The following is an 11,738-nucleotide window of genomic DNA, read 5'->3' as shown; positions in this document are numbered from 1 at the left end:
TCCGTTCTGTCGTCGCCTGAACGTGTGGCCTTGCCGCCTCCGCCGCGTCGCGGGGCTGGCGCCGTGCTGAGCTGGCTGCGTGAGCGACCGCAAGTCCTACAAGAGCGACTTATCCGACGAACGCTGGGCACTGGTCGAGCCGGTGATCACCGCATGGAAGGCCCAGCACCCCTCCGTCAGCGGACACGAGGGCCGCTACGCGATGCGGGAGATCGTCAACGCGCTGCTCTACCAGTCCCGGACCGGCTGCCAGTGGGAGTACCTTCCGCACGACCTGCCGCCTACTGGGGCGGTGAAGTACTACTTCTACACGTGGCGTGACGATGGCACTGACCAGGTCATTCACGACCTTCTGCGCTGGCAGGTCCGCGAGAAGAGGGGCCGATTAGCCGACCCCAGCCTGGTGGTGCTCGACACCCAGAGCCTGCACGCGGCGGCCGGGGTGCCGGCCGAGACGACGGGACGCGATGCGGCGAAGAAGGTGCCGGGGCGTAAGCGGGGGCTTGCCGTGGACGTGCTGGGTCTGGTGATCGCCGTGGTGGTGCTGGCCGCCTCCGTCCACGACAACGCCTTCGGCGCCGCTCTGCTCGACAAGGTCGCAGCCGGTAGCGGCGGCACCGTGACGAAGGCTCTGGTGGATCAGGGGTTCAAGAAGACCGTCGTGGACCACGGTCAGCGGGTGGGCATCGACGTCGAAGTCGTCGAGCGCAACCCGGCCGAGACCGGTTCGTCCCGCAGCCGATCCGCTGGCGGGTGGAGCAGACGAACGGGACCTTGATGCTGCACCGGCGGCTGGTACGCGACTACGAGCACCGACCTGCCTCGGCCGAGTCCCGGGTCTACTGGGCGATAAGCGACGTGATGGCCCGTCGGCTGACCGGCAGTGCGACCTCCTGGCGCGGCGCATGACCAGCGGGGAGCTGACCCTGGGGGCGGGTACGTCTGGAGGAGCGCGAGCGGGAGATCGCCGAGCAGGCCGAAGAGACCCGTGAGCAGATCACGCGGCTCACCGCCTTGCTGGACGAACTCGGCCGGGCCGCCGAGGAAGTGCGGATCACCCGCAAGACGCTGCTGGAGCTGCCCGACCCCGGCCCGCCCGCGCCGTCGGCGTCCGCCCCGGAGCTGCCGGACCGGGCGGCCTACCAGGAGATCATGGCGGTGTTCGCCCAGGCAGACGGTCCGCTACGGGCACGGGGCGTGTGCGAGGCGATGGACCTGGAGCCGGCTCCGAACAACATCAACAACGTCCGTTTGAAGCTCAAGCGCCTGACCGGGCGCAACATCCTGACCGAGCCGGAACCGGGGCTGTTCACCCTGCCACGTCCGTAGTCGTCAGGCGAGGGCCGGGCGGATCGGCCGATCACGGCGCATTCGGACCTGGTCCGGATGACATACGCGTCCCGGGCGTCGGTCTTGCCCTCGCCGCGGTAACCGTCGTCGGCCAGGCAGGTAGGGACCTCCTGGCCGTGGTTGCGCAGGAGGGCGAGCAGCAACGCCGGTTCGCCGCCGGTCATGTCGATCGCCCAGGTCACCAGGCTTCCGTCCGCCAGTGCCAAGACAGCGCCGATGAACGTGAGCAGCTCGGGCTCGTCGTTCGCCACACGCCGCGACAGCAACATGCTGCCCTCGGCGTCCAGGTCGAGGCCGTGGAAGCGCACTCGGACCGTCGGCCGTTCTTTGCCTAGACCACCGACCGCCCTGTGGGCCGACAGCGTTCGGGTCGCATGCGCGTCGCGACGTCCGCCAAGGACATGCCGGCCCCGTCTCCGAGGGGCACGCCGGCCTCGCTGTTCCGCCGGTCATCGTCCCTTTCGCCGACCAGTCGGTCAGCGCGGCGCTGACGTAGGGCGTGGCTCAGGACCCAGCGGAGGCGTGACGTGTTCGTTGCCGCCGACTTGCTTTACAGCCCCGCAATATTGGATTAACTTCCAATGTTGGAAGCAGTTCCAAGTCTCCGCGAGCCCAACGATGCGAGCGGTGTTACGGAGGTTCGATGACCGACCGATTGAATGTGACGTTTCCTTCGGGGCCGGACGAGTGTCACGCCTGGCTGTACGTGCCCGAGGGCGGGGGTCGGCGTCCCGTGGTGGTCATGGCGCACGGCCTGGGCGGGGTCCGCGAGATGCGGCTGGACGCCTATGCCGAGCGTTTCGCCGCCGCCGGCTACGCGTGCCTGGTGTTCGACTACCGGCACTTCGGGGCCAGTGGCGGTCAGCCGCGACAGCTCCTGAGCATCCGCCGGCAGCTTCAGGACTGGCGGGCCGCCGTGGCGTACGCGCGCTCCCGGCCGGAGACCGATCCCCGGCGCGTGGTGCTGTGGGGCACCTCTTTCGGCGGCGGCCATGTCCTGGCGACAGCCGCCCAGGACCCGGCCGTCGCCGCCGTCATCGCCCAGGGCCTGTTCACCGACGGTGTCGCCTCTGCCCTGGCGATGCGCCCGGACACCTCGGTGAAGGTGATGGCCCGCGCGGTCCGTGACGTGGTCGGCGCCCGCCTTGGGCGCCCTCCCGTCATGGTCGCGACGGCAGGGCCGCCCGGATCCGCCGCGTTGATGACCGCTGCGGACGCCGAGCCCGGCTACCTGGCCCTCGTGCCCAACGACGCGCCCTTCTCTAACCAGGTTGCGGCGCGGTTCGCCCTGGACATCCTCCGCTACCGGCCGGGCCGCCGGACCGCGAAGATCGCATGCCCGGTGCTGTTCTGCGTATGCGAGCACGACAGCGTGGCCCCCGCGCGGCCGACCCTGCGCCATGCCCGCAGGGCGCCGCGCGGCGAGATCCGCCTCTACCCCGACGGCCACTTCGACATCTACCTCGGCGAGCCCTTCGAACGCGTTGTCACGGACCAGCTCGCCTTCCTGGCGCGGCACGTCCCCATCGGCTCCGCACCCGGTGAAGCCCCGGGACCCACGACACCCTGAAAGAGGTACGAGATGCCCACCTACCCGATTGCGGGGAGGACCGTCTTCATCACCGGCGCAGCCGGAGGCATCGGTGCGGCCACCGCCCGCACGCTGCACTCGCGCGGAGCCAACGTGGTCCTCGCCGACCGGGGCATCGACGCCACATCGGCCCTCGCCCGCGACCTCGGCGGCGACAGGACACTGGCGCTGTCGGTGGATGTCACCGATCGCGCCGCACTGGCCGACGCGGTGGGCCGTACGGTCGACCGGTTCGGCGGCCTGGACGTCGTCTTCGCCAACGCGGGGATCGCGGCCGATCCGCCGGCGACGATCGCCACCATCGACCCGGCCAGGTTCGAGCGCGTCGTCGAAGTGGACCTGCTGGGCGTCTGGCGCACCGTTCGCGCCGCACTGGCGCACGTTATCGCGGCGCGCGGGCACGTCCTGGTCACCGCTTCGGTGTACGCCTACTTCAACGGCATGACCAACGCCCCCTACGCCATGTCGAAGGCCGGCGTCGAGCAGTTCGGCCGCGCCCTGCGCGCCGAACTCGGCATCCACGGCGCCAGCGCCGGGGTGCTCTACCCCGGCTGGGTCCACACGCCCATCGCTGGAGCAGCCTTCGGAAGCAACGACATCACCACCCGTATGCGCGAGATCGCCTTCCCGTCCCTGCTCGGCAAGGCCATCGCCCCTACGCGCGTCGCAGACGCCGTCGTCCGCGGCATCGAGAACCGCTCGGCCCGTGTCATGGTCCCCCGCAGGTGGGCACCGTTTTCGGCCCTGCGCGGCGTCCTTAACCCCGTCACCGATCTCATCGCCGAACGCCACCCCGAACTGCGCCGACTCCTGCGCCGACTCGAGGAATCCGCCGGCCCCACAGGCAAGTCCCCGCAGACCGACTCACCGAGGTAGGCCGTCATGACCCGTTACGACCTGGCCGGGCGCACCGTCGTCCTCACTGGTTCCACCGGCGGCCTGGGCGCTGCCCTCGCCCGGGCCCTGCGCGACCGGGGTGCCAACCTTGCGCTGCTCGACCTCAGCCTCGCGGCTACCACGGCCCAAGCCCAGGACCTGGGAGACGAAACAGTCGCCCGTGGCTGGCACGCCGACGTACGCGACCTCGCCGGCCTGCAGCAAGCCATGGACGAGGCCGCCACGCACTTCGGGCGCCTCGACATCGTCATCGCAGGCGCCGGGATCGACACCATGGCCCCGATGGCGACCATCGACCCATCGGCCTACGAACGTGTCATCGACGTCAACCTCAACGGGGTCTGGCGCACCTTCCGTGCCGCACTCCCCCACGTGCAACGCCACGAGGGCTACCTGCTCGCCGTCTCGTCCATGGCCGCCTTCGTGCACTCGCCACTCCAGATCTCCTACACCGCGAGCAAGGCCGGCGTGTGGGCGCTGTGCGACAGCCTTCGCCTGGAGGTTCGCCACCTGGGTGTCGGTGTCGGCAGCGCCCACCCCACGTTCTTCCGCACTCCGATGATGGACGACGTGACCGCGGACGCGGCCGGGCACGCCCTCTGGGGCGGCAACTCCAAGGGGTTGTGGAAGATGGTGCCGCTGGAGAAAGTCATCGCCGGCATCGTCCGCGGCATCGAGCGCCGTGCGGACCGCGTCGTCGTCCCCAGGTCCCTCACCCTGACCGCGAACGCTCCCGGCCTGTTCCGGCCGATACTCGAACGTGTCGGTTTCCGCTCTCAGACGGTCCAGCGCGCCCTCGGCCTCGCCTCGGCGTCGGGCTGGCACGACCCGGCGGTGCATGAGCGCCACCAGGCCGGTTCCCGCTGAAATCCGGGCTGAAGGAAGCGGCCCAGGGGGGTCCGGCCGTTCGAGCACCTCGTAAAGTAGCGAAGACCATGACAATCAAGGTCACACGCACGACACGTCGGGCCGCCGCAACCCGTGCGGCCATCGTCGACGCCGCCGAGGAACTGCTGGCCTCCGGAGGCCCCGACGCGGTCACCTTGGAAGGCATCGCGGAACGCGCGGATGTCGCCGTGCAGACGGTGTACAACCGCGTGGGCGGCCGCGCGGCCGTTCTCATCGCCGTTGCCGAGCGGGCACTCGAAGACAACCGGACCTACATGGACGACGCCTACGCTGCCCCGGGCACCCCCGCGGAACGCATCAGGGCCGCCTCGGCCGCGTACGTCCGCTTCGCCGCCGAGCGCCCGCACCAGTTCCGCCTGCTGGCCGAGCCGCCGGACGAACCCGCGGCCCTGGAACGGGTCGCCGCGCTCGTCGACGAGCAGAACGCCAAACTCGCCGCCGCCCTGGCCGACGGGGTGGCCGACGGCTCGCTCGCCGCCGACCTCGATCCCGTCACCACCGCCACCGCGTTGTGGGCGGCCATGAACGGCGTTCTCGGCCTCTCCTGGCGCGCGGACCGACTCCGCGCTGACGCCTCCCAATTGACGGAACTCGTCACAGCTGTGGAAAGGGTGGTTCTCCGCGGACTGCTCGCCCGCTGAAGTCCGCCCGGGGCCGACCTGTGCCCGGAGCCGGTCAATGCGCACCGCCGAGGTTGAGGATCACGACCCCCGCGATCACCAGGGCGACCCCGGTCACCTTGGCCAGTGTCAACGGTTCGTTTAGGAACAATGCGCCGACGAGCACGATGAGGGTGGTGCCCAGACTCGACCAGACCGCGTAGACGATGCCCACCTGCAGACCACGGGCGATTGCGGGCACGGGGCGTGTGCGAGGCGATGGACCTGGGCGCCTGACCGGGCGCAACATCCTGACCGAGCCAGAGCCGGGGCTGTTCACCTGCCACGTCCGAAGTCGTCAGGCGAAGGCTACTTCATCCACAACGACGAAACGGACATCAGCTCACATCCCGCCCTCTGAGTACTTCACCCCGACGGATATCCCGTACGAGCCCTCGATGCGGCAACTGGGCCGACTACGAAGTGCAGTCCCAGATCGACATCGCGCGCGGCAAGTAGCAGGGGGACAGACAAATCGCAGCGCACTACCGGAAGCGAGCGCTATCGCACATTGAGCCGGGGGGCTTCCGTGCGGAGGGCAACGTCCAGGTACCGGTGTTTCACGCCCCGGCGCTCCCGCTGCCCCGCTCGACCGGGATCCACAGCTGGGAGTCGGTCTCCGCGCCGATCTCCACGGGCTGCGTCCGCAGGAGTTCCGGACCTGGTCGGCTCGCGTACGGGTTCGAGGGGAACCATTGCGTGAACACGTCCCGCCACAGCTCCTGGAGGGCGCTCGGATAGGGCCCGTGATTGTCGAAGACCGCCCAGGTCCCGGCCGGCACGTCGAGGGCATCGAGCTCTCCGGCGGCTGCCTCGGGGCCGGTTGCCACGCCGATCCAGTAGTCCACCTCGGCGGCCTCCTCCCGGCTGTCGGTCAGGTGCACCGCCGCCGACAGGATCCCCTCCGGCTCCCGGTCGGACAGCTCTTTCATCCGGACAATCGCCTGCTCGTCCAGGCTCTCCACGTGCGCCGCGGCGGCCGCGTTGACCCCCTCGTGCACGAGCGGGACCCGGGCCTTCCTGCCGACGACCCGAAACGGCCCTTTCTCCACGATCCGGTACCGCATGGCCGTCCTCCCTTCGACGACCACACGGAAAGACATGCGCGGCTGTGCCGTGAGCACCGCACCCGTGCGCCGGGCCTCGCCCGGCCCGATGCCGTGCACCGACCGGAACGCCCGGGCGAACGCCTCGCCCGAGCCGTACCCGTACCGCACCGCGACATCGAGCAGCGTCAGCTCCCCGGCCAGTACATCGGCCCCTGCGAGCGTCATCCGTCGGCGCCGCACGTAGACCGGGAGTGGCATCCCGGCGAGCGTGGAGAACAGCCGCCGGAAGTGGTACTCCGACACCGCGGCGATCCGGGCCACCTCGGCCATGTCGACCTCCCGGTCGAGGCAGGCCTCCAGGTGGTCCAGCGCCTGATTCAGCCGCTCCAGCACGCGTATCCGTCCTTCCTTCTTGTGCCTCCACGGTAGGAACGCCCACCCTGCCAACCAGCCGCAGCCGCATGAGCCGCAGCGGCCGGCAACCGAGCCCAAGCCGGACTCGCTCACCGCGCGTGGCAGCCTGGCGGTCACCGGTCGGAGTGTCGTGACGCACATGCTCGACCATGGATCCCGGGGTGTTCCCTGTGGGAAAACTACCGATACGGCCGGTCGACCAGCGGGTCGACCGCGCGGCCGTCGGGCCGCCTTGCTGGAGTGAGAGTGAATTTGGTCGTGTCCGCCCGACAAAACCAGTGCGGGAATTGTCGGGCAGGGAGCCTCGGCGTTACCTGAGGCTTACGCTCATGACTGATATCAAGGGGCTGTGCGAGCCGCGGTTCGCCGCAGTCCGTGCGGCCCTTGCAGCTTCGCTCGGCAAGGACGACGTGGGCGCCTCGGTCGCTGTCTACCTCGACGGCGAGCCGGTGGTCGACATCTGGGGTGGGTACGCCGATGCGGACCGCTCTGTCAGCTGGGAGCGGGACACCCTCACCGGCGTGAACTCGACGACCAAGAACATGACCGCTCTGTGCGCGCTCATCCTGGCCGACCGGGGCCAGCTTGATCTGTCCGCGCCGGTCGCCGTGTACTGGCCTGAGTTCGCCGCGGGTGGTAAGGGGAACGTGCTGGTACGGCACGTGCTGTCCCATACGGCGGGGCTGCCGGACCTGCCCGGGCTGACGGCGGTTGAGGACCTCTACGACTGGGAGAACGTGACGGCGGGGTTGGCCGCGCAGGCCCCCGCATGGGAACCCGGAACGGCCGCCGGCTATCACGCGCTCACCTTCGGGTTCCTCATCGGTGAGATCATCCGCCGCATCACCGGCCACAGCCTCGGCGAGTTCTTCGCAGAGGAGGTGGCCAAGCCGCTGGGCGCGGATTTCCACATCGGGCTCCCTGCCGAGCATGACCACCGCGTCGCACCGCTCATCCCGCCGCCGTCACTGACCGACGAGTACGCCGCCAGCGCACCGCCCGGACCGGATGGCGTAACCCGGGAGATCACCGGTACCACGATCCGGGTCAAGGACGCCAACTCAGTGGCCTGGCGCCGTGCACAGATCCCTGCGGTGAACGGCTTCGGCAACGCTCGGTCTGTCGCCCTTGTCCAGTCGGTACTGGCAAACCAGGGGTCGGTCGGCGGCGTGCGGCTGCTGTCCTCCCAGGGTTGCGAGCCCGCGCGGCAGGAGGTGTTCCGCGGTCAGGACCGCATCCTGGGGACACCGATGTGCTGGACGGTGGGCTTCGGCAAGTTCGGCAACACCTTCGGCTGGGGCGGCTGGGGCGGCTCGCTGGTCGCGAGCGATCCCGGGTCACGCATGACGGTGGCCTATGTCATGAACCAGATGATCGACCGGGACCGGCAGGAGGACAATCGCGGCATGGAGATTGTCATGGCCGCCTACAGCGGACTGCACTGACGGCAACGCGGGGCGGTCTCCTGCGCAGGCCACTCACAGTCATGGGCCACAGAAGTTCAGCCAGAGCCCCTTCTCGTGAACAAGCCACGGACAAGAACAACGGGCGCCGCGCCGGGCCCTGTGTGGCCTTCGGCAGGCCCTACTGCGCCACGAAGCCGGCGGCACCGGGCGGGCGTCGTGGGCGCTGACCGCAGAACGGCTCCGGCCCTGCACCGAGCAGGAAGCCGTCGGAATCCTCCGCCTCCACCAAGGTCTGCGCCGGGCCCTCCCGAGACACCGGGCCGAGCTCGACGAGATTGCCACGCTCGCCCGCCCGTTGATGCCACAGCGGATGCAGCCGGTCCGACTCGGCCGACCGCACCCGCCCGTCCGGCCCCTGCCCGTACCGCGCAGGACCCCGGCCTACGACTCGGTGAACACCTTCACCCCGGGCCGCGTAGACGGCGGTATCCCGGTCGGCCGCCTCCGGGTTCGCCATCGCCGGCTGGGCCTGCCTGGGAGGAAGCATGCGCGTGGCGGCTGCTCGTACCTGCGGTCAGCGCTGCCAGAACCGGCGCTTCTCTGGAAGCGCCGTCTGTGGGGGGATGCTGCGGGGCGGCCGACTGAGAGGCAGACCCACCTTGCGCAGGTGCTCCAGCTGATGCTCGGGGCGACTCTTCTCAACAGCTCGTGCCAGGTCCCGGAGTTTGGTGGGGTTATTGGTCTCTTGCAGAAGCTTGGCGAGGAGTACCAGCTCGTCGAACGGGGCGTAGTCACCGGCCGCCTCGAGCAGGCCATCGGGGTCGTTGACGGTCGGGCGGTGGCCGCCGTACAGCGGCGGCGCGACGAGGCTCAGAACATCTCTTGCCGGACGAAACCTGGCGATTGCCCTCAGGAGCCGCCGGTTCTCGAGCGGGCGTTCAACGCGAGGGAACTCCCGTGACAGTTCGGTGAGTTCGGCAGGAGAGGCCCGTTCGACATACGTGTCGATCAGTGCATCCGCCGGCCCGTCGCTCCCCTGCTCACGAAGCGTGATGATCGCCTCGGCGGTTTCTCTCGCGGTGGGCTTCTGCTCAGCCGCCGCGGCCGGAGCGGGTTCGCGGCGCCGCCACAGCTCGACCTCCTTGCCCGTAGCGGTCAGCATCGAGTCGACATGGGCGCGCTCCTGCTGCACCAGGCGCAGAACGGCCTCGTGTTGACGGACGGAGTCCTCCAGATGAGCAATGCGATGCCGGATCTCCTCCTGCTCCTCGGTGATCTCCCGGCGCTCGCGGTGTGCCTGTTCGGACATGCCGCGCAGTTCCTGCTCCAGCTCATGCAGGTGGCGCCGTTCGGCAGTGACGGCCTCGCGCAGCTGTGACAGCTCCTCGGCCGTGTGGGCTCGCTGGTTGCTCAGGTCCTCGATCGCAGCCTCGAGCTTGATCTCCCGGGCCATGAGTGGCCCCTTGGCCTCGGCCGCTGCGATGACCAGTGCCCGCCCCTCGTGCACCGCGTCCTCGTCCACGGGCCGGCCGGTGCGCTGGGACAACAGCTCGTGCATGCGGCGGATCAAGGAGAGCTTCGGCAGTGTCGAGCCGCTCAGGTACCGCGAGAGCTGCCACTCGCTGACCTTGGCCTCCGGGTCATTCTCCGTGAGCGCCTCGCCCAGCTCCTTGGACGTGATACCCAGCTGTTCGCGGAGTTTGCGCAGGTACTCGACCAGCCTCTTCTCCGAGGTCTCCAGGTTGTTCAGCCTTGCCAGGCCTCGGTGCCGGCGCCCTCCCGGCGGCGGTGTGTCCTCCACTGCACCCTCCCTGTCGACGGCGAAGCGCCGCTCGACGGCACGCTCTCGATCAAATTGCGGAGTGTTGCAACTGCCGGTGCCGACGGTTTGCTGATCCCAGCCGAACACAAGGCCACCGTCAACATGAACGGAGCATGCCATGCCCTCCGCATCCCCTCGCACGCCTCAGGTGCGCCGCCCGTTCCTGGAGATCAGGTGTGGCGGCGTCCGCCTTGTCGTCCAGCGCGTTCCGTACCGGCTCATCACACTCGTCACAGCAGCGGCCGGGCTCCTCGCCGGCGGTACTTGGCTCCCGCGGTAGGACTTTCGGGGCGTGGACGTGGTGGGAGGCCCAGGCGGAGACGGGGCCGGTGATCCGGTCCCGTCCCTGCTGTCCTGACTCCGCCTACTTGTCCATGAGCTCCCTCAGCCGGGCCGCATAGACGGCGGCGATCCGGTCGGCCTCCTCCGGGTCCGCCGTCGCCAGCTGGGCCCCGTCGGCGAGCGCGGCCTCCCGGCCGGCCTTCAGCTCCTCGATGCGCTCCTCGTCCGGCACCGGCGCACGGCGCTCCTCGATGAGCTGGGCGTTGTACCAGTTCACCACCTCTTGGACGGCGTCTTCAGCCGCCTGCTCCTCGCCGCCCTCCAGGCCGGAGAAGTCGGGGATTTCGGGGTCGGACATGGGGACCACCCTCTTGGTTGATCTTGATTGGGGCGGTGTCATTCTCCTCTCGCCCAGCCGAGACCAACGCAAGTTGGTGGCGGAACTACGCCATGCCCGGGAAGTCGCGAGCGGTTGCCGTACCCGTACGGACAATCCAGATTCCGCTGCCTTCCGGGCTTTCCTCCGAGCGGGTCCGAAGGGTTGCAACGTCGATCGTCGAAGGCCAGGAGGTTCCGCTGTCAGTCCAGCGCACTCCGACGAGGTCAACGCCCTCCAGGTCGGCGGTGCGCAGATCTGCCCTCGTGAAGTCGTTCAGGAACGCGTAGAGCCCGTCCAGGTCCAGAGCGATCGGGTTCCGGTCGAGCGCTGCGCCGATGGCACGCTGGACCTCCTTGAGCCGGATGTGGAGGAACTCTTGCCCGATTCCGATGAGGTGCTCCCGCTGCTGGGCGGTCGCCGATTCAGAATCTGGATTGCCCGCCAGGTGTGGGACCCGCCTGCGGACGGCGCCCAGATCCGTGCCGAGCTGCCCAGCGACTCCGATCGCGGCCTGTGCCGCCAACCGACGAAGGTGCCTGACAGCGACGCTCACTGAACGTCCTTCTGCTCCGGTGGCGGGCCGCCTCCTCCGGCAGGGATGACCGACGGGTGATCGGCGCCATCTACGGCGCTGTCCTCGTTCACGCCGCCGTCTCGGCCTGATCGTCGGGGCGCTGGGTGATCCTCAGGCGGAGGCGACCGTCATGACGCTGATCGTCAAGCTCTACCTGGGCGCCGGCGGGAGCCGCGGCCGCGAGGCCAAGGACGTACTGACGCTGCACCTTCTCCTGTTGAACGCGCCCTCGATGGCGCAGCCACACAGCCAGTACGGCGCACACCTTGGCGATGAAGACGACGCCGATGGTGGCGATGATCGTGGCTGTGTCCACGGCATCCCCCTGGTGTCAGGCCTCCGGGATTCGGAGGTCGTCACCTATGAGAGCCGTGACAGGTGCCGAACGTGAACCGGACTGCAAAAC

General features: G+C 69.3%; 12 protein-coding genes and 2 pseudogenes. 7 read left to right on the top strand and 7 right to left on the bottom strand.

Annotation, left to right across the window (positions count from 1 at the left end):
* Positions 1-79: 79 nt before the first annotated feature.
* A pseudogene (locus tag ACFV9D_RS24910) lies at positions 80-909 on the top strand (IS5 family transposase).
* A 105-nt stretch (positions 910-1,014) separates the two neighbouring features.
* On the top strand, positions 1,015-1,329 hold the full coding sequence (locus tag ACFV9D_RS24905; protein WP_385150244.1) for a hypothetical protein: 315 nt from the start codon (positions 1,015-1,017) through the stop codon (positions 1,327-1,329).
* A gap of 15 nt (positions 1,330-1,344) precedes the next feature.
* Here ACFV9D_RS24905 and ACFV9D_RS24900 read toward each other — a convergent pair.
* Positions 1,345-1,658: pseudogene (locus ACFV9D_RS24900) on the bottom strand (transposase); the annotation flags it as partial.
* A 335-nt stretch (positions 1,659-1,993) separates the two neighbouring features.
* On the opposite strand from ACFV9D_RS24900, the gene ACFV9D_RS24895 reads away from it, so the two are divergent.
* From ACFV9D_RS24895 to ACFV9D_RS24880, 4 genes are all read left to right on the top strand, one after another.
* Positions 1,994-2,920, top strand: a complete 927-nt coding sequence (locus tag ACFV9D_RS24895) for an alpha/beta hydrolase (RefSeq protein ID WP_385150241.1) — start codon at positions 1,994-1,996, stop codon at positions 2,918-2,920.
* 12 nt (positions 2,921-2,932) lie between these two features.
* On the top strand, positions 2,933-3,817 hold the full coding sequence (locus ACFV9D_RS24890) for a short-chain dehydrogenase/reductase (protein WP_385150238.1): 885 nt from the start codon (positions 2,933-2,935) through the stop codon (positions 3,815-3,817).
* 6 nt (positions 3,818-3,823) lie between these two features.
* Positions 3,824-4,705, top strand: a complete 882-nt coding sequence (locus ACFV9D_RS24885; protein ID WP_385150236.1) for an SDR family NAD(P)-dependent oxidoreductase — start codon at positions 3,824-3,826, stop codon at positions 4,703-4,705.
* Between the two features lie 68 nt (positions 4,706-4,773).
* On the top strand, positions 4,774-5,388 hold the full coding sequence (locus tag ACFV9D_RS24880) for a TetR/AcrR family transcriptional regulator (RefSeq protein ID WP_270086109.1): 615 nt from the start codon (positions 4,774-4,776) through the stop codon (positions 5,386-5,388).
* Between the two features lie 34 nt (positions 5,389-5,422).
* Here ACFV9D_RS24880 and ACFV9D_RS24875 read toward each other — a convergent pair whose 3' ends face one another.
* Positions 5,423-5,608 carry a multidrug efflux SMR transporter gene (locus tag ACFV9D_RS24875; RefSeq protein WP_270086108.1) on the bottom strand — a complete coding sequence of 62 codons (186 nt, stop codon included), beginning with the start codon at positions 5,606-5,608 and terminating at the stop codon, positions 5,423-5,425.
* Between the two features lie 358 nt (positions 5,609-5,966).
* On the bottom strand, positions 5,967-6,848 hold the full coding sequence (locus tag ACFV9D_RS24870; RefSeq protein WP_385150231.1) for a GyrI-like domain-containing protein: 882 nt from the start codon (positions 6,846-6,848) through the stop codon (positions 5,967-5,969).
* 350 nt (positions 6,849-7,198) lie between these two features.
* On the opposite strand from ACFV9D_RS24870, the gene ACFV9D_RS24865 reads away from it, so the two are divergent.
* Positions 7,199-8,314, top strand: coding sequence for a serine hydrolase domain-containing protein (locus ACFV9D_RS24865; protein ID WP_385150228.1), 1,116 nt, complete (start codon positions 7,199-7,201; stop codon positions 8,312-8,314).
* A 535-nt stretch (positions 8,315-8,849) separates the two neighbouring features.
* Here ACFV9D_RS24865 and ACFV9D_RS24860 read toward each other — a convergent pair.
* From ACFV9D_RS24860 to ACFV9D_RS24845, 4 genes are all read right to left on the bottom strand, one after another.
* A complete protein-coding gene (locus ACFV9D_RS24860; RefSeq protein ID WP_385150225.1) occupies positions 8,850-10,184 on the bottom strand; it encodes a hypothetical protein in 1,335 nt (444 codons plus the stop codon).
* 277 nt (positions 10,185-10,461) lie between these two features.
* The gene (locus tag ACFV9D_RS24855; protein ID WP_385150222.1) at positions 10,462-10,737 is read right to left on the bottom strand and encodes a hypothetical protein; all 276 of its coding nucleotides are present in this window, start codon (positions 10,735-10,737) and stop codon (positions 10,462-10,464) included.
* A gap of 85 nt (positions 10,738-10,822) precedes the next feature.
* Entirely contained in the window at positions 10,823-11,311 is a 489-nt protein-coding gene (locus ACFV9D_RS24850; protein WP_385150219.1) for a hypothetical protein, read from the bottom strand.
* A gap of 88 nt (positions 11,312-11,399) precedes the next feature.
* Positions 11,400-11,648, bottom strand: a complete 249-nt coding sequence (locus ACFV9D_RS24845; RefSeq protein ID WP_385150216.1) for a hypothetical protein — start codon at positions 11,646-11,648, stop codon at positions 11,400-11,402.
* Between the last annotated feature and the right edge of the window lie 90 nt (positions 11,649-11,738).

The sequence above is a fragment of the Streptomyces sp. NPDC059875 genome (assembly GCF_042731085.1).
Classification (GTDB): domain Bacteria; phylum Actinomycetota; class Actinomycetes; order Streptomycetales; family Streptomycetaceae; genus Streptomyces.
Note: the sequence above shows the minus strand (reverse complement) of the source record. Positions and strands in the feature narration are given on the sequence as shown.

What these genes read in the sequence shown, in the direction of transcription:
- ACFV9D_RS24890 (WP_385150238.1), top strand. Translation starts at nt 2,933, where the DNA reads ATGCCCACCTACCCGATTGCGGGGAGGACCGTCTTCATCACCGGCGCA.
- ACFV9D_RS24865 (WP_385150228.1), top strand. Translation starts at nt 7,199, where the DNA reads ATGACTGATATCAAGGGGCTGTGCGAGCCGCGGTTCGCCGCAGTCCGT.
- ACFV9D_RS24880 (WP_270086109.1), top strand. Translation starts at nt 4,774, where the DNA reads ATGACAATCAAGGTCACACGCACGACACGTCGGGCCGCCGCAACCCGT.
- ACFV9D_RS24895 (WP_385150241.1), top strand. Translation starts at nt 1,994, where the DNA reads ATGACCGACCGATTGAATGTGACGTTTCCTTCGGGGCCGGACGAGTGT.
- ACFV9D_RS24885 (WP_385150236.1), top strand. Translation starts at nt 3,824, where the DNA reads ATGACCCGTTACGACCTGGCCGGGCGCACCGTCGTCCTCACTGGTTCC.
- ACFV9D_RS24855 (WP_385150222.1), bottom strand. Translation starts at nt 10,737, where the DNA reads ATGTCCGACCCCGAAATCCCCGACTTCTCCGGCCTGGAGGGCGGCGAG.